This window comes from Enterobacter sp. YSU (genome assembly GCF_016082135.1).
Classification (GTDB): Bacteria; Pseudomonadota; Gammaproteobacteria; order Enterobacterales; family Enterobacteriaceae; genus Enterobacter; species Enterobacter hormaechei_C.
The window spans coordinates 3171992-3187897 of sequence record NZ_CP059487.1 but is presented as its reverse complement, the minus strand read 5'-3'; the positions used below and the strand labels follow the sequence as shown (position 1 = coordinate 3187897).

The window sequence follows — 15906 nt, the reverse complement described above, 5'->3', positions numbered from 1 at the left end:
CAACGACCAGAAGGTGACTGCCCATGGATTATCGATCTTCGTCACATTATAACTTTACCGTTTCAGCACCTTTTGCACTATTGCCACAATGCTGATTGTGCAAAGTAACGTTAAGCCGTTTTGTACAAGGAAATCATCATGCTCCATCCGCGAGCCAGAACCATGCTGTTATTGGCTGTCCCGGCGCTAATTATTGGCGTGGCGTCGAGCCTGGTGCTCATCGTCGTCATGAAAGTGGCGGCGGTGCTGCAAACGATTTTATGGACCGCGCTTCCGGTAAAACTCGGCATCAGCATTGACTCGCCGGGCTGGATCATGATGATGCTGACCCTGACCGGGATTGCCGTAGGGCTGGTGATCCGCTATAGCCCGGGTCATGCCGGGCCGGACCCGGCACTGGAACCCTTGATTGGCGCCCCTGTCTCTCCCTCTGCTCTGCCGGGGCTTATTATCGCGCTGATTATCGGTCTTGCGGGCGGCGTAAGCCTCGGGCCTGAACATCCCATTATGGCGGTTAATATCGCGCTGGCGGTCTTTCTGGGGGCGCGTCTTTTTCCGCGCGTTGGCGCGCTGGACTGGACGATCCTGGCGTCAGCAGGCACCATCGGGGCGCTGTTTGGCACTCCGGTCGCGGCTGCGCTCATTTTTTCGCAAACCCTCAGCAGTGATCATGAAGTACCGCTGTGGGATAAACTCTTCGCGCCGCTAATGGCCGCCGCTGCGGGAGCCCTCACCACCAGCCTGTTTTTCCATCCCCATTTTTCACTCACCATCCCCCACTACGGCCAGATGCAACTCACCGATATTTTCAGCGGTGCCGTCGTCGTCGCGATCGCCATTGCGCTGGGGATGGTCGCGGTGTGGTGTCTCCCTCGCCTGCATCGCCTGATGCACAGGCTGAAGCATCCGGTGCTGATTCTGGGCATGGGGGGTTTTATTCTGGGCGTTTTAGGCGCCATCGGCGGGACGGTTACGCTGTTTAAGGGTCTGGACGAGATGCAGCAGCTGGCCTTCAGCCAGGTCTTTAGCGTCTCCGATTATCTGCTGTTCGCGCTGGTAAAACTGGCGGCGCTGGTGGTCGCTGCGGCCTGTGGTTTCCGGGGAGGTCGTATCTTCCCGGCGGTATTTGTTGGCGTCGCGCTGGGGCTGATGCTGCATGAGCACGTTGACGCTGTCCCTGCGGCGATTACCGTCTCCTGTTCCATTCTGGGGCTGGTACTGGTGGTCACGCGCGATGCGTGGCTGAGCCTGTTTATGGCGGCCGTTGTCGTGCCGGATACCACGCTTCTGCCGCTGCTCTGTATCGTGATGTTGCCCGCCTGGCTCCTGCTGGCGGGCAAACCGATGCTGATGGGATGGCGAAACGACAGGTAATCAGGCGTTATTGCGCGCCTCCAGCGCTTTGGTCAGCGCGCTCAGCAGCGGCGGAATATCGGCTTTCGGCAGCATCACCTCGATCAGCGAAAGCCGCTCATGGTGTGCCACTTTATCCAGCACCTCCGCCAGCGCTTCCGCTTCGCTGACGCGCCAGCACTCTGCCTGAGGCGCCAGGCTCAGCGCCTGCGGGATCTGCGTCCAGTTCCAGAGGGCAATATCGTTATAGCGCTGCTCCGGCCCGTGGATGGCCCTTTCCACCGTGTATCCTTCGTTGTTAAGCACCAGAATAATCGGGCGCTGCTTGTCGCGCAGCATCGATCCCAGCTCCTGAATGGTCAACTGCGCGGCGCCGTCACCCGTCAGGACAATCACGCGTCGGTTCGGACACGCCGTTTGCGCGCCAAATGCTGCCGCCAGCGTGTAGCCAATCGATCCCCACAGCGGCTGGACGATAAAGTTCACGTCCGCCGGTAAACGCAGATCGATAGCGCCGAAAGCAGACGTTCCCTGGTCAGCCAGAATAATGTCTCCGGGGCGGATAAACGTTTGCAGGGTACGCCAGAAGCTCTCCTGAGTCAGCGCCCCTTCGATAGTCGGGAACGAAAAGCCGCTGTGATCCAATGGCGCTCGCGTATCACGAACATAGGTTTTACACAGCGCTGTCAGCGTTTCAATGGCCTCCCTCATCGGGATACCCGTAAACCAGACGTCGCCGACGCGGGACGCGTGTGGCTGAACCTCTATCGTCTGGTCTGGCGTCAGCTGGTGGGTAAACCCGGCAGTGAGCGTATCGGTAAAGCGCGTGCCAATACACAGCACCGTATCAGCCCCCTCGATGGCCTCTTTGACCGGCGCGGCGCTCGCCGCTCCGCTGTAGGTGCCGTAAAAACCGCTCTGTCGTTCGTCAAAAATGCCCTTGCCCATCAGCATGGTGGCGTGTGCCATCGGCACCTCTTTCACCCACGTCTGAAGGGCCGTGCGCAGACCATGGCGGAGTACCAGGAAGTCCGCTAACAGCGCGGTGCGTTTGCTCGTGGACAAGCGCTTTTCGGCAGCCTCACGGAACGCCTGCAAGCAGGCTGAATCAGCCGGTGCGGGGTTAATAGTGAGAGCGCTTACAGGGGGCGTAGCGGCTTTTTTCGCCACATCAGCGGGCAGCATCAGGTAGCCCGGACGGCGCTCCCGCAGCATAGTGGTCAGGACTCTGTCAATTTCATAGCAGGCGTTTTGTTCGGTAAGTACCGCCTGTGCAACGGTGATGGGTTCGCTCATATGATAGAAATGGCGGAACTCGCCGTCGCCCAACGTATGGTGCAATAACTCTCCTCGCTGCTGCGCCGCCATACCCGGGGCCCCCACAATATGGAGGACGGGAACATGTTCGGCAAAGCTGCCCGCCACACCGTTCATGGCGCTTAACTCCCCAACGCCGAATGTCGTCAGGAGCGCGGCAAAGCCCTTACAGCGGGCATAACCGTCTGCGGCGTAAGACGCGTTCAGTTCATTGGCACAGCCCACCCAGCAGATGTCCGGGCTGTCTATCACGTGATCGAGAAATTGCAGGTTATAGTCGCCTGGCACACCAAACAGATGATCGGCACCACAATCTGTTAGTCGGTCCAGCAGGTAATCGGCGACGCAATAGGGGGTACGCATATTATAAGTGTCCTTCTGACGTTGACCTCACTCTGAGTATTAAATAAGCGTGAAGCGTGTCCAGAATTGGCGACAATCAGGGTCTGGAAAGAATGCTTTACGAAAAAAGCTGAGCTATGCTCATTTTCTTCAGGTTAGTGTAAACGTATACACTGATGTTTCTTTCCAGCGCCAGAGGTCTCGCCAATGGGTTATCAGCCTGACAAAAATCGTTATCAGACAATGCAATATCGCCGCTGTGGGCAAAGCGGCCTTAAGCTTCCCGCCATCTCGCTGGGGCTTTGGCATAATTTTGGCGACGCGACGTTACTCGAAAACAGCCGTCAACTTTTACAGCGTGCTTTCGATTTGGGTATTACGCATTTTGACCTTGCCAATAATTACGGCCCGCCTCCTGGTTCGGCCGAACGTAATTTCGGGCGCATTTTGCAGGAGGATTTCCTGCCCTGGCGCGATGAGCTAATCATCTCCACCAAAGCGGGCTACACCATGTGGGACGGGCCTTACGGCGACTGGGGCTCACGTAAATATCTGATCGCCAGCCTGGACCAGAGCCTCAGGCGTATGGGGCTGGAGTATGTCGATATTTTCTATCACCACCGCCCGGATCCACAAACGCCGCTACGTGAAACCATGAAAGCGCTTGACCATGTGGTGCGTCAGGGCAAGGCGCTGTACATCGGTCTGTCCAACTACCCGGCAGAAGTGGCAAGGCAGGCGATTGAAATACTGGAGGATCTGGGCACGCCATGTCTGATCCACCAGCCGAAGTACTCCATGTTTGAACGTGCGCCTGAAGAGGGGTTGCTGGACGTGTTGCAGCATAAAGGGGTGGGATGTATCCCCTTCTCCCCCCTGGCGGGCGGACAGTTGACCGATCGCTATCTGAACGGTATCCCGGCGGATTCTCGCGCAGCAAGCGGCAGTAAGTTCCTTAACCCGGAGCAGATCACCGACAAAAAGCTGGAAAAGGTACGCAAGCTGAATGCGCTGGCGGAAAACCGGGGGCAAAAGCTATCGCAAATGGCACTGGCCTGGATCCTGCGCCACGATGCGGTGACATCCGTGCTCATCGGCGCAAGCAAGACCGGACAAATTGAAGATGCAGCAGGCGTGCTTGAGAATTGTCGGTTCACGGCAGAAGAGCTGAAGACGATAGATACGATCCTGTCCAGTTCAGATTAAAAACACTTTTAGCAAAAAGTGCTCTCGTTCCTGATTTAGGAGTTGAGGCGATGAAACGAATGTTTACCAACTCGTAAAATTGCGTTAACAGGTCGCACAGCGGCCCCGATCGTGAAGGAGAAGAGTATGTTCAGGTCACTGATTCTTGCAGCGGTATTACTGGTTTCGGCTCCGCTGGTCGCCAGTGCGGGCGAAATCACCCTGTTGCCATCGATTAAATTACAAATTGGCGATCGTGATGACTACGGCAGATACTGGGACGGTGGCTACTGGCGCGACCGTGACTACTGGCATCGCCATTATGAATGGCGTCAAAACCGCTGGTGGAAACACGATAACGGCTATCACCGTGGCTGGGATAAGCGTAAGGCTTACGAACGCGGCTACCGCGAAGGCTGGAACGATCGTGACGACCGCCGTGGCGGCTGGGGTCATGGAAAAGGCAGAGGCCACGGTCACGGCCATCACCATTAACAACAAAAAGGAGCCTTCCGGCTCCTTTTTCTTTTACAGGCCTGCGGCTGTGCCTATCAGCAACCACAAGTTTAACGCCACCACCACGACCACAATGGCCCACCCGGCGCGCTTCACCCACGTCGAATTCACCAGTTCGCCCATCAGCGATTTATTACTGGTGAAGATCAGCAGTGGCACCAGCGCCAGCGCAATCCCGAAACTTAGCAGTACCTGACTCATCACCAGAATGCGGGTCGGATCCAGCCCCATCAGGATCACAACAAAGGAAGGCAGCATCGTGACCGAGCGGCGAACCCACAGCGGAATATGGAAACGTACGAACCCCTGCATCACCACCTGCCCGGCCAGTGTCCCCACAACCGTAGATGAAAGACCCGCAGCGACCAGGCTTAAACCAAAAATAGTGGCAGCGGCATGACTCAGCAACGGCTCCAGCGTCAGGTAAGCCTGGTCGAGATCGGCAACCCCGGTATGCCCGTTAAAGTGGAACGCGGCGGCGGCGGTCGCCATCATCGCCAGATTCACAAATCCGGCAATGGTCATCGCGATAGTCACATCCCATTTCGAGGCGGAGTAGCGCTCTTTACTCGTCCCGCCATGCAGATTCTGGGTTAATGAAGAGTGCAGATAAATGACGTGCGGCATGATGGTCGCCCCCAGCACTCCGGCAGCCAGAAAAACGGCTTCAGAAGTGGGTAACGACGGGATCACCATCCCTTTCGTCAGCTGCGCCAGATTCGGCTGGGAGAAAATCAGCTCAACAATATAGGCGGCAGCGACGAACAGCAGCAGGCCGCCGATGACTTTCTCCAGCGGTTTTTGTCCCCGCCGCTGGAGCATCAGAATCAGGAAAGTGGCGATACCGGTCAGCACCGCCCCCTGAAGCAGGGAGACGCCCAAGATAAGCTTAAAGCCGATCGCCGCCCCGATAAACTCGGCGAGATCGGTGGCCATGGCGATAATTTCCGCCTGAACCCAGTAAAACCAAACTGCCGGACGTGGATAATGATCGCGGATTTGCTCCGCCAGGTTTTTTCCGGTAGCAATACCCAGCTTCGCGGAGAGCATCTGAATCAGCATCGCCATCAGATTGGCCCATACCACAACCCACAGCAGTTTATAGCCGAAACTGGCCCCGGCCTGAATATTGGTCGCAAAATTACCCGGATCGATGTAGCCAATCGCGGCAATGAATGCCGGTCCCATTAATGCGAACCGCAGCTTGCGTGCCGCTCTGCCGCTGCTACTCTCTACGCGACTATTCGTCATTTCTGCCTCTGGAAATATAGCCTTTGCTATGTTTTATGCTATCAAAATGAGAATGATTATCAAGTTCATTTGTAACGGTTAACATGATTTCTCTGATAGTCAGGAACGATAGACAGGCAGGTGGAGCAAGGTCACAGAATGTGAAAATGCGCAGACATTTGTGAAGCGTAGCACACAAACTTAACTTTTCACTCATTTACCTAACATAACAAAAATGTCTTGTTGATCACTATTTTTGAGACTCGTCACAGGATGTAACTATAGTGTGGGCTTGATCTCGTTTTCTTTGTGCTTGTTACATAGAATGTGCACGGAAATTAAACCTGCCTCATATTTGGAGCAAATATGGACCGCGTCCTTCATTTTGTCCTGGCACTCGTTGTCGTTACTGCACTTGCATTGCTGGTCAGCACAGACCGCAAAAAAATTCGTATTCGCTATGTTGTCCAACTGCTGGTCATTGAGGTTTTACTTGCGTGGTTCTTCCTGAACTCCAACGTAGGCCTGGGCTTCGTGAAAGGCTTCTCCGAAATGTTCGAAAAACTGCTCGGATTTGCCAACGAAGGGACAAACTTCGTCTTTGGCAGCATGAACGATCAGGGTCTGGCCTTCTTCTTCCTGAAGGTGCTCTGCCCTATCGTCTTCATCTCTGCCCTGATCGGTATCCTTCAGCACATCCGCGTTCTGCCGGTGGTTATCCGTGCGATCGGCTTCCTGTTATCGAAAGTTAACGGCATGGGCAAACTGGAATCCTTTAACGCAGTCAGCTCGCTGATCCTGGGTCAGTCTGAGAACTTCATTGCGTATAAAGATATTCTCGGCAAGATGTCCCGTAACCGCATGTACACCATGGCGGCAACCGCAATGTCTACCGTTTCCATGTCTATCGTGGGCGCGTATATGACCATGCTGGAACCAAAATACGTAGTTGCGGCGCTGGTTCTGAACATGTTCAGCACCTTTATCGTGCTTTCGCTGATTAACCCGTACCGTGTGGATGCCAGCGAAGAGAACATTCAGATGTCAAACCTGCACGAGGGACAGAGCTTCTTCGAAATGCTGGGTGAATACATTCTGGCGGGTTTCAAGGTTGCAATTATCGTCGCCGCAATGCTGATTGGCTTTATCGCGCTGATCGCTGCGCTGAACGCCCTGTTTGCGGCCGTACTCGGTATCTCCTTCCAGGGTATTCTGGGCTACATCTTCTACCCGATTGCCTGGGTGATGGGCGTGCCCGCTCACGAAGCGTTGCAGGTGGGCAGTATCATGGCAACGAAACTGGTTTCCAATGAGTTCGTGGCGATGATGGATCTCCAGAAGATTGCCAGCACACTCTCCCCTCGTGCGGAAGGGATCCTGTCCGTCTTCCTGGTCTCCTTCGCGAACTTCTCTTCCATCGGTATTATCGCTGGTGCGATTAAAGGCCTGAACGAAGAGCAAGGTAACGTCGTTTCTCGCTTTGGCCTGAAGCTGGTTTACGGTTCAACGCTGGTGAGCGTCCTGTCTGCCTCTATCGCAGCACTGGTTCTGTAATTCATACCGCGTAATAAAAACCGGGAGTCCTCGCTCCCGGTTTTTTTATGCCTCCAGCGCCGTCAGGGGCAGTGGTTTACCAATCAAATAGCCCTGCAAATAGTCCACGCCAAATCGTAGCAACATCTCGCGTTGTTCAGCCGATTCCACATATTCAGCCACCACACAAAGCGATTTCGTTTTGGCCATGTTGCAAATGGACTGCACGATCATCGCATCCATGCTGTCGGTGCAGATATCTTTCACGAAGCAGCCATCGATCTTAATGATATCGGCCTCCAGCCGCTTCAGGCGCTCAAAGTTGGCATAGCCGGTACCAAAGTCATCAATAGCAATCCGGAAGCCGTAATCCCGCAGCTGCTGGATATTGTTGATGCTGCTTCCCGAGTCAGAGAAAGCCTGTTCCTCGGTGATCTCAATGACGATATCTTGCGGCGCAATGGCGTAGCGTTCAAAAAGCGCGATGATCTCAGCCGCTATCTCATTTTGCATCAGCGTAAGCGGCATCAGATTAACGGAGAACCGCGTTCCGGCCCGTTCGGACGGATGGCTGCGCATCCACATCAGCAATTTTTCCACCACGTTCAGGTCAAATCGGTGGCTCAGGTTAAACTGAGTAATCAGCGGAATAAAGCGATCAGGCGTGATGATCTCACCCTCGCTTTCAAGCCTTGAGAGGATTTCAAAGTACCCTTCCCCACGCGCGTTATGGATTGGCTGGGCGTAAAGGTGAAGCCCACCGATATCAAGGGCGCGTTTTATGCGGGCCAACATCAGCACTCTGTCCGTCGTCTGACCGGAGACATCATCCAGACTGTTGGTTAACGCCAGGACGTTGTGCCCGGCACAGGACTGCTCGGAGAGCCAGCTCAGCTGACCCAGCGTGTGATGCAGGCTTTCCCCATCCGGCACTTCACCCCAGGAGGCGCCAAACTCGATGTCGAGCTCAGTCTTGTTCCAGATAATCTTACGGCTGTTCAGATGATCAACCATATATTGCAGACGTTCAGCCGTGCCCGGACCCAGCAAGACCACTACCAGCTCACTGCCCGGCAACTGGAAGAGCTTCTCGTCTTTTTGCAATAACGGTTGCAGCGACGCGGTTATCATCTTTTTACAATGTACACGCATGAGGATGCCGTAGTGACGGCTCAGGAATTCGAGATTATCCAGGCGCAGGCAGCAGACTTTGGCCTCGGGATGGTGCTGTAAAAACACTTCCAGCGCACGAATGTTAGGCAGACCGGTGAGCGGATCGGTAAGCGCCCTCTCCTGCCACCCCTGTTTCAGCCATTCACTTTTCTGATAGATCCGCGACATGTAAAGCAGGCAGATGGCGAAAGAGATAAGCACCGACAGGATAAAGGAGAGCGAGTGGCCCGATTCAACGCCATTAAGAAAATTATAATTATAGGTCAACAGCATGAGCGCCGAGGCCGCCCAGAATAAAGAGATGAGCGCATAGCTCAGACGACCAATCCCCAGGGTGAAAAGAATGAAAACGATTGGCATCAAATAACCCGCAATAAACTGCGACTCAAAAGGCGCGCATAAAATAGCGATCATCGAGATCAACAGCATCAGCCACACAACGATAAATAACGCTTTTTTGTGACAAAAGAGGGGCTTCACGCTTCTCCGCCAGAATGTTCGGGCATAGCGAGGATTAATAATCATTCTTAACGGATAATAGAACATCATGGTGAAAATCAGGGCGGCACAAATCAGACTCTGAATATCGATAACGTTATAAATTGCAGAGCCTTCGCCAAAATATGAGGAGATTGTCACCGGGAAATCAAATAAATATCCCGCCAGATACATCGATAATTTGATGCCCACAGGCACCATAAATCCGAGCCAGAAAATACGTATGCCAATGTACTTATTCGGCATGCTGTGTCGCCAGCGCTTGCCCAGCACCAGACGGATGACGCCACAGGCGGCGAAGACGGTAAACGTCTGACAACATAATAATACGGCAGATTGTAGTGGTGCTAAATCAAGATTATAAATATTAGTAATACTAAAACTTAACAGCAAAGGAATGATTGCCCGCCGTCCAAATAACAACACGATGGCGAGCATGGCACTTAAGGGCAACCACGCCAGATAAACATCATTTTCGCTGACGATGGCCCGTGGAGAGATATAACGAGAAAAAGGAATCGCAATCAGGCTTAGCGCCAGGGCAATCATAAATATCTTTACATTATTGTAAATTTTTCTATTCATTAATCCGGATAATCTATTTTACCATCGTCTCATTGACCGCATGGATAATAGGTTTATTAATAACACGAATCAAGTTCAGGTCTATTTATAGACTTGTTTATTGATTTGGATTGAGGTGAGGTGTAGAAAACGACGTTAATTGCAACAAAAACAGTCTAAAATATTTTACAAGATATAAAAAAACCCCCGTCTTGCGACGAGGGTTTAAATTTTGGTGGAGCTAAGCGGGATCGAACCGCTGACCTCTTGCATGCCATGCAAGCGCTCTCCCAGCTGAGCTATAGCCCCACATGTTACTTTACCTACCGCACTCTGTTGGGTTCAGAGTTTGGTGGAGCTAAGCGGGATCGAACCGCTGACCTCCTGCATGCCATGCAGGCGCTCTCCCAGCTGAGCTATAGCCCCGTCGTAAAGCTGTCATGTTGACGGGCGGCATAATATGAATTCCGCCGCAGAGTGTCAACGGCAAATTCAGCCTCCGCCTTTCAATCGCCGAAAAATCATGCAAATGAATCACTTTGAGAGCCTGCTCGCAGCCAGGAGTTAAGCTTGTCACGTTTTCACGTAAAACGGTGCTATAAAATGAACCACTAATTAACCCCACAGATATTCAGGAAATTGTATGATCAAGGAACGAATGACGCCAGAAGAGTTAGCCCTGCTGACTGGCTATAGCCGACAGACCATCAATAAATGGGTACGCAAAGAGGGTTGGATTACATCGCCAAAGCCAGGCGTTCAGGGTGGCAAGGCGCGTCTGGTACACGTCAATGAAAAAGTGCGCGACTTTATTCGCAGCGCGCGCAGGGCAACAGAGACGCCGGAACTGCCAGATAAGGCGTACCACGAGGGCTCGCTTCATGCCCTGCTCCTGACGCTGGCGAATGAAATGACGCCGGAAGAGCAAAAGCAGATGACATCGCTGTTACTGCGGGAAGGGATTACCGGCTTGTTACAACGTTTAGGGATTCACGACCAACGCTGATATGAAAAGATTACGCAGCAAAATGACCACGGAAGAGCTGGCGGACAGTCTGGGCGTAGCCCGACAAACCGTTAATCGCTGGATACGACAGAAGGGATGGAAAACGGAGGGTATCAACGGTGTAAAAGGCGGAAGAGCGAGGGTGATATGTATTGATGCGCACGTTAAGGAGCACATCATTAGTCTTCCCGCCATTCGTAACCGTCGGGCTGTTTACCATGTGGCGGAAAGCCCCTCCCACTACGGCGTGGCAACCTCATCCAGCCTGCTTCCACAAATTATCGACTCGCTGGAAAACATGACGACTGTCGAACAGGAACGTTTGCACAAGTTGCTCGCTCGTGAAGGGTTGCAGGGTTTTCTCACGCGTCTTGGTATTGCTGAATAACAGGCATAAAAAAACGGCAGGTTACCCTGCCGTTTTTTGTATTACACGAGTATTACTGCTGGCTTTCACGCTCAGCAATAAAGCCCAGCGCTTTGTTGATACGCGCAACGCTACGTGATTTGCCGATGGCATGAACGGTCACGTCCAGCGCCGGAGACTGGCCTGCCCCCGTCACCGCAACGCGCAGCGGCATACCGACTTTACCCATGCCAATTTCCAGCTCATCAGCGGTAGCCTGAATCGCGTGGTGAACATTTTCCGCAGTCCATTCGGTAATGGCTTCGAGTTTATCACGCACCACTTCCAGCGGCTGACGCGCAACCGGACGCAGGTGTTTCTTGGCCGCGTCGGCGTCGAACGCGTCAAACTCTTCATAGAAGTAACGGCAGCTTTCAGCAATTTCTTTCAGCGTTTTGCAACGCTCGCCAAGCAGCTTCACCAGATCCGCCAGTTCAGGGCCCGTACGGGTATCGATGTTTGCCTGTTCAATGTGCCATTGCAGATAAGTCGCCACATATTCTGGCTGCATGGTATTGATGTAGTGATGGTTCAGCCACAGCAGTTTGTCAGTGTTGAACGCGCTGGCTGATTTGCTGACAGAGTTCAGAGAGAACAGCTCGATCATCTCTTCGCGGCTGAAGATCTCCTGGTCACCATGAGCCCAGCCCAGACGCACCAGGTAGTTCAGCAGCGCTTCCGGCAGATAGCCGTCATCACGGTACTGCATCACGCTCACCGCGCCATGACGTTTGGACAGCTTTTTACCGTCGTCACCGTTGATCATTGATACGTGCGCATACACCGGTACAGGCGCGTTCAGCGCTTTCAGAATGTTGATCTGACGCGGGGTGTTATTGATATGGTCTTCACCACGGATCACGTGAGTGATTTCCATATCCCAGTCGTCCACAACTACGCAGAAGTTATAGGTTGGCGATCCGTCAGTACGACGAATGATAAGGTCATCCAGCTCCTGGTTGCTGAATTCGATCGGGCCACGGATCTGGTCATCAAAGATAACAGAGCCATCCTGTGGGTTAGCAAAACGCACTACGCAAGGCTCATCCGCAGCATGCTCGCTGTGGTCATGGCGGCAACGACCGTCATAACGCGGTTTTTCGCCTTTTGCCATTTGCTCTTCACGCAGCGCATCCAGACGCTCCCTGGAGCAGTAGCACTTATAGGCCGTGCCTGCCACCAGCATCTCGTCAATTACGGCGTTATAGCGGTCAAAACGTTTGGTCTGGAAGTATGGGCCTTCGTCCCACGCCAGATTCAGCCAGTTCATCCCATCCATAATGGCTTCAATTGCTTCCGGCGTTGAGCGCTCCAGATCGGTGTCTTCAATACGCAGCACAAACTCACCGTTGTTGTGACGTGCGAAAAGCCAGGAGTAGAGAGCGGTACGTGCACCACCGACATGCAGATAGCCTGTCGGGCTCGGCGCGAAGCGAGTTTTGATTTTCATGAAATGGCCTTACGTTATAAAGATGCCGGTAATCGGCAAATTCCGGGAAGAAAACAATGGGCAATATTCTATCACTGTGGGCCGATTCCTCAATGTCGATCACTTTATCCGGTTCGAGATTGCTGTTTTTGTTTATAAATCATGCGCCACAGTCCGTTTTGCGATCGTTTTGACTAATTTTACGACGAACAAATAAAAACTTTAGAAAATGCGTTGACTCATTTTCAACTCTCCCTATAATGCGACTCCACACAGCGGGGGTGATTAGCTCAGTTGGTAGAGCATCTCCTTTACACGGAGGGGGTCGGCGGTTCGAGCCCGTCATCACCCACCATTCTCACCTTATCGCAGCAGTTCCGAAATGGGCGATTAGCTCAGTTGGTAGAGCATCTCCTTTACACGGAGGGGGTCGGCGGTTCGAGCCCGTCATCGCCCACCATTCTCACCTTATCGCAGCAGTTCCGAAATGGGCGATTAGCTCAGTTGGTAGAGCATCTCCTTTACACGGAGGGGGTCGGCGGTTCGAGCCCGTCATCGCCCACCATTTCGGGTCGTTAGCTCAGTTGGTAGAGCAGTTGACTTTTAATCAATTGGTCGCAGGTTCGAATCCTGCACGACCCACCAATGCAAAAAAGCGCCCTAAAGGCGCTTTTTTGCTATCTGCGATATAGCACATCCCCATTGCAGCCAGACCGCTTGTTTTACTCAAGCTCACGCCTTCTTTGCCGATACCTCTATTTTATGGCGAAAAGGATCTCAATATGACAACTCTTAAGCCCGTTTCTCTGTCGGCGATGGAAATCGGCAGCGTAGATAACAGCTCCGGCGGAAACGACATTGCTTCTCAAATCACCCGTCTGACCAAACAGATAACGAAAGTCACTCAGCAGCTCAAAGAAGTGGCCATGGGTGATGCCACAGCAGAAGAGAAGCAAAAGCAGCAGGAATTACTCGAATCTCAGCTGGCTATGTTGCAGGCACAGCTGGCGCAATTGCAGCGTCAGCAGGCAGAAGAGGCGATGCCAAAACAGGAAAAAGGTCAGGCAGTCGCGGAAGGCATCAATAAGCCCTCCGCGGAGCATCAGATTAATATCTACATCTGATTATTGGTTTCGTTAAAAAGTGGATCGCGTGTGCGGGCCTCCATCAAACGTTCGGCCTGCATACGCACCACATCCCAGCAGGCATGCGCCGCGCCGGAAAGTGACCTGTTTTTACGGCGTACCAGCATCAGCTGGCGTTCGACACAGGGTACGAAACGCTTCACCGTTAAACGACTCCCCTGCGGCAGTGGCAGCGCCAGCGCCGGCAGAACGCTGATGCCAATCCCCGCTTCGACCATCGGGAAGAGCGTGGCAGGATGCCCAATCTCCTGCACAATGGTTGCCTTAACGCCCTGCGCGGCCAGAGCGGCATCTATCAGCGGACGGCTGCCTGATGCATAATCCTGTAACACCAGGTTTGCCCCCTGCAAGGCCTGCCAGGCCACGTGTGGCAGCGATGCCAGCGGATCATCATCGCGGCAGAGCAATAAAAAGGGCTCCGAGAGCACCACTTCACATTCCAGGTCGCTTACCGCTCCGGGATCAATAACGATGCCAAAATCCACATCCCCCTGACGGATACTCTCCAGTACCCACTGCTGCGGCCTGTCGTGCAAAACAAAATCGATATCCGGATAGCGGTGATTACTTTCAGCGATACACTGGGGAATAAGATGCGCTGAAATCGTCTGGCTCGCCGCCACTCTCACGGTGCCGGAAAGCTGTTGTCCGAGCCGTCCGACATCCCTGAGCGTACTGTGCAGTTCATCCAGCAGCCTCTCCAGACGCATTGCCAGCTGCTGTCCCGCTTCGGTGAGTACCACTTCTCGCGTCGTACGGTCGAGCAGCTTCACTCCCGTTTGCGTTTCAAGCTCCTTAACGCTATGGCTCACCGCCGACTGGCTGAGGCCAATGATCTCCCCTGCCCGGCTAAAGCTGCGGGCCTGCGCGACGGTGACGAAAACGCGAAGCTGACGTAACGAATAATTCATCTGTTTAATTCATGAATGGATGCAATAAATCAATTTTATTTCTCAAAGGGAAGAAAGCACAATAGCGGCATCTGTTTTCAGGAGTGATTATGAAACTTTTTCGTATCCTTGATCCGTTTACGCTGACCCTGATTGGTGTCGTCTTGCTGGCCTCGTTCTTCCCGGCGCGGGGCAGTTTCGTTCCGGTTATTGAAGGACTGACCACGGCAGCCATTGCCCTGCTGTTCTTTATGCATGGCGCCAAACTCTCCCGGGAAGCCATTATTGCAGGCGGTAGCCACTGGCGACTGCACCTGTGGGTAATGTGCAGCACCTTTATCCTCTTCCCGGTTTTGGGCGTGCTGTTCGCCTGGTGGGCGCCGGTGAATGTCGATCCGGCGCTGTATACCGGTTTCCTTTATCTGTGCATTTTGCCGGCCACCGTGCAGTCCGCTATTGCCTTTACCTCGCTGGCGGGCGGTAACGTCGCGGCGGCGGTTTGTTCTGCTTCCGCTTCCAGCCTGCTGGGGATCTTTGTTTCACCGCTGCTGGTCGGTCTGCTGATGAATATGCACGGGGCGGAAGGTAATCTGGAGCAGGTGGGTAAAATTTGTCTGCAACTGCTGCTGCCGTTTGTGCTCGGACACTTATCCCGTCCCTGGATTGGGGCGTTTGTGGCAAAACATAAAAAATGGATCGGGAAAACGGACCAAAGCTCAATTCTGCTGGTGGTTTACACGGCCTTCAGCGAAGCCGTGGTGAACGGCATCTGGCACAGGGTGGGCGCTGGATCGCTGCTGTTTATTGTGGTGGTAAGTATCGTTTTGCTGGCCATTGTCATCGCGGTTAACGTCTTTGTGGCCCGCAAATGCGGCTTCAACAAGGCCGATGAAATCACCATTGTATTTTGCGGATCGAAAAAGAGCCTGGCCAACGGGATCCCGATGGCCAATATTCTGTTCCCGACGTCCGTCATTGGGATGATGGTGTTGCCGCTGATGATTTTCCATCAGATCCAGCTGATGGTGTGTGCGGTACTGGCGCGGCGTTACAAGGCGCAGACAGAAAAGCTGGCGCAGGAAGAGACCCGCGCCGCGAAAGTTTAAGGACGTTTCAGGGGCTGAACCAGCTGGGTCAGCCCCTCTGTTTTGATCAGTAACGTGATAGCCATCAGCTCGCCCAGACGCCCGGCGGGGAACTCATCCTTACGGGCAAACCACAGCAGATACTCTTCCGGTAAATCAATCAGCCTGCGACCCTTATATTTACCGAACGGCATCTCCGTATTGGCGATCTCAACGAGCTGCTCTTTTTCCACG

Annotated in this window: 14 protein-coding genes and 6 tRNA genes; 12 read left to right on the top strand and 8 right to left on the bottom strand. The window is 53.4% G+C overall.

Annotated elements, in window-relative coordinates; translation table 11 throughout:
* Positions 1-138: 138 nt before the first annotated feature.
* A complete protein-coding gene (locus tag H2Z33_RS15450; protein ID WP_032619299.1) occupies positions 139-1374 on the top strand; it encodes an ion channel protein in 1236 nt (411 codons plus the stop codon).
* Here H2Z33_RS15450 and ipdC read toward each other — a convergent pair whose 3' ends face one another.
* On the bottom strand, positions 1375-3033 hold the full coding sequence (gene ipdC, locus H2Z33_RS15445; protein WP_063134551.1) for an indolepyruvate decarboxylase: 1659 nt from the start codon (positions 3031-3033) through the stop codon (positions 1375-1377).
* 186 nt (positions 3034-3219) lie between these two features.
* Between ipdC and mgrA the strand changes: the two genes are divergently transcribed.
* Together mgrA and H2Z33_RS15435 are read left to right on the top strand one after the other, a co-directional pair.
* Positions 3220-4218 carry an L-glyceraldehyde 3-phosphate reductase gene (mgrA, locus tag H2Z33_RS15440; protein ID WP_017692976.1) on the top strand — a complete coding sequence of 333 codons (999 nt, stop codon included), beginning with the start codon at positions 3220-3222 and terminating at the stop codon, positions 4216-4218.
* 126 nt (positions 4219-4344) lie between these two features.
* Positions 4345-4692, top strand: coding sequence for a DUF2502 domain-containing protein (locus H2Z33_RS15435; protein WP_033487398.1), 348 nt, complete (start codon positions 4345-4347; stop codon positions 4690-4692).
* A gap of 33 nt (positions 4693-4725) precedes the next feature.
* Here the strand turns inward: H2Z33_RS15435 and H2Z33_RS15430 are convergent, their stop codons facing one another.
* Entirely contained in the window at positions 4726-5964 is a 1239-nt protein-coding gene (locus tag H2Z33_RS15430) for an Nramp family divalent metal transporter (protein ID WP_023295104.1), read from the bottom strand.
* Between the two features lie 345 nt (positions 5965-6309).
* Between H2Z33_RS15430 and nupC the strand changes: the two genes are divergently transcribed.
* A complete protein-coding gene (gene nupC / locus H2Z33_RS15425) occupies positions 6310-7497 on the top strand; it encodes a nucleoside permease NupC (protein ID WP_006811440.1) in 1188 nt (395 codons plus the stop codon).
* A gap of 45 nt (positions 7498-7542) precedes the next feature.
* Here nupC and H2Z33_RS15420 read toward each other — a convergent pair whose 3' ends face one another.
* From H2Z33_RS15420 to H2Z33_RS15410, 3 genes are all read right to left on the bottom strand, one after another.
* Complete coding sequence (locus H2Z33_RS15420) at positions 7543-9732, bottom strand: EAL domain-containing protein (protein ID WP_063134552.1); 2190 nt, start codon at positions 9730-9732, stop codon at positions 7543-7545.
* 212 nt (positions 9733-9944) lie between these two features.
* Positions 9945-10020, bottom strand: a tRNA-Ala gene (locus tag H2Z33_RS15415).
* 41 nt (positions 10021-10061) lie between these two features.
* A tRNA-Ala gene (locus H2Z33_RS15410) sits at positions 10062-10137 on the bottom strand.
* 217 nt (positions 10138-10354) lie between these two features.
* Here H2Z33_RS15410 and H2Z33_RS15405 point away from each other — a divergent pair.
* Both H2Z33_RS15405 and H2Z33_RS15400 read left to right on the top strand, forming a co-directional pair.
* Positions 10355-10717: a YfeC-like transcriptional regulator gene (locus H2Z33_RS15405; protein ID WP_063134553.1), complete on the top strand. Its 363-nt coding sequence runs from the start codon at positions 10355-10357 to the stop codon at positions 10715-10717.
* Between the two features lies 1 nt (position 10718).
* Positions 10719-11105: a YfeC-like transcriptional regulator gene (locus tag H2Z33_RS15400; protein ID WP_017383469.1), complete on the top strand. Its 387-nt coding sequence runs from the start codon at positions 10719-10721 to the stop codon at positions 11103-11105.
* A gap of 52 nt (positions 11106-11157) precedes the next feature.
* Here the strand turns inward: H2Z33_RS15400 and gltX are convergent, their stop codons facing one another.
* On the bottom strand, positions 11158-12573 hold the full coding sequence (gltX, locus tag H2Z33_RS15395; RefSeq protein ID WP_015572231.1) for a glutamate--tRNA ligase: 1416 nt from the start codon (positions 12571-12573) through the stop codon (positions 11158-11160).
* A gap of 258 nt (positions 12574-12831) precedes the next feature.
* On the opposite strand from gltX, the gene H2Z33_RS15390 reads away from it, so the two are divergent.
* The 5 genes from H2Z33_RS15390 (at position 12832) to H2Z33_RS15370 (ending at position 13676) form a co-directional block, all read left to right on the top strand.
* Positions 12832-12907, top strand: a tRNA-Val gene (locus H2Z33_RS15390).
* 29 nt (positions 12908-12936) lie between these two features.
* A tRNA-Val gene (locus H2Z33_RS15385) sits at positions 12937-13012 on the top strand.
* A gap of 29 nt (positions 13013-13041) precedes the next feature.
* Positions 13042-13117 (top strand) — tRNA-Val (locus H2Z33_RS15380).
* Between the two features lie 4 nt (positions 13118-13121).
* Positions 13122-13197 (top strand) — tRNA-Lys (locus tag H2Z33_RS15375).
* A 137-nt stretch (positions 13198-13334) separates the two neighbouring features.
* Complete coding sequence (locus H2Z33_RS15370) at positions 13335-13676, top strand: FlxA-like family protein (protein ID WP_017383471.1); 342 nt, start codon at positions 13335-13337, stop codon at positions 13674-13676.
* Here the strand turns inward: H2Z33_RS15370 and H2Z33_RS15365 are convergent.
* Positions 13667-14608: a LysR family transcriptional regulator gene (locus H2Z33_RS15365; protein ID WP_032649001.1), complete on the bottom strand. Its 942-nt coding sequence runs from the start codon at positions 14606-14608 to the stop codon at positions 13667-13669. The genes H2Z33_RS15370 and H2Z33_RS15365 overlap by 10 nt on opposite strands.
* 89 nt (positions 14609-14697) lie before the next feature.
* On the opposite strand from H2Z33_RS15365, the gene H2Z33_RS15360 reads away from it, so the two are divergent.
* The gene (locus H2Z33_RS15360; RefSeq protein ID WP_015572227.1) at positions 14698-15693 is read left to right on the top strand and encodes a bile acid:sodium symporter family protein; all 996 of its coding nucleotides are present in this window, start codon (positions 14698-14700) and stop codon (positions 15691-15693) included.
* Here H2Z33_RS15360 and H2Z33_RS15355 read toward each other — a convergent pair.
* On the bottom strand, positions 15690-15905 hold the full coding sequence (locus tag H2Z33_RS15355) for a DUF3820 family protein (RefSeq protein WP_003861328.1): 216 nt from the start codon (positions 15903-15905) through the stop codon (positions 15690-15692). The genes H2Z33_RS15360 and H2Z33_RS15355 overlap by 4 nt on opposite strands.
* Position 15906: the final 1 nt, after the last annotated feature.

Excerpts from the sequence above, each read along its gene's own strand:
- H2Z33_RS15360 (WP_015572227.1), top strand. The coding sequence starts at position 14,698 with ATGAAACTTTTTCGTATCCTTGATCCGTTTACGCTGACCCTGATTGGT.
- H2Z33_RS15400 (WP_017383469.1), top strand. The coding sequence starts at position 10,719 with ATGAAAAGATTACGCAGCAAAATGACCACGGAAGAGCTGGCGGACAGT.
- ipdC (WP_063134551.1), bottom strand. The coding sequence starts at position 3,033 with ATGCGTACCCCCTATTGCGTCGCCGATTACCTGCTGGACCGACTAACA.
- H2Z33_RS15405 (WP_063134553.1), top strand. The coding sequence starts at position 10,355 with ATGATCAAGGAACGAATGACGCCAGAAGAGTTAGCCCTGCTGACTGGC.
- H2Z33_RS15430 (WP_023295104.1), bottom strand. The coding sequence starts at position 5,964 with ATGACGAATAGTCGCGTAGAGAGTAGCAGCGGCAGAGCGGCACGCAAG.
- nupC (WP_006811440.1), top strand. The coding sequence starts at position 6,310 with ATGGACCGCGTCCTTCATTTTGTCCTGGCACTCGTTGTCGTTACTGCA.
- H2Z33_RS15435 (WP_033487398.1), top strand. The coding sequence starts at position 4,345 with ATGTTCAGGTCACTGATTCTTGCAGCGGTATTACTGGTTTCGGCTCCG.
- mgrA (WP_017692976.1), top strand. The coding sequence starts at position 3,220 with ATGGGTTATCAGCCTGACAAAAATCGTTATCAGACAATGCAATATCGC.
- H2Z33_RS15450 (WP_032619299.1), top strand. The coding sequence starts at position 139 with ATGCTCCATCCGCGAGCCAGAACCATGCTGTTATTGGCTGTCCCGGCG.
- gltX (WP_015572231.1), bottom strand. The coding sequence starts at position 12,573 with ATGAAAATCAAAACTCGCTTCGCGCCGAGCCCGACAGGCTATCTGCAT.
- H2Z33_RS15420 (WP_063134552.1), bottom strand. The coding sequence starts at position 9,732 with ATGAATAGAAAAATTTACAATAATGTAAAGATATTTATGATTGCCCTG.
- H2Z33_RS15370 (WP_017383471.1), top strand. The coding sequence starts at position 13,335 with ATGACAACTCTTAAGCCCGTTTCTCTGTCGGCGATGGAAATCGGCAGC.
- H2Z33_RS15365 (WP_032649001.1), bottom strand. The coding sequence starts at position 14,608 with ATGAATTATTCGTTACGTCAGCTTCGCGTTTTCGTCACCGTCGCGCAG.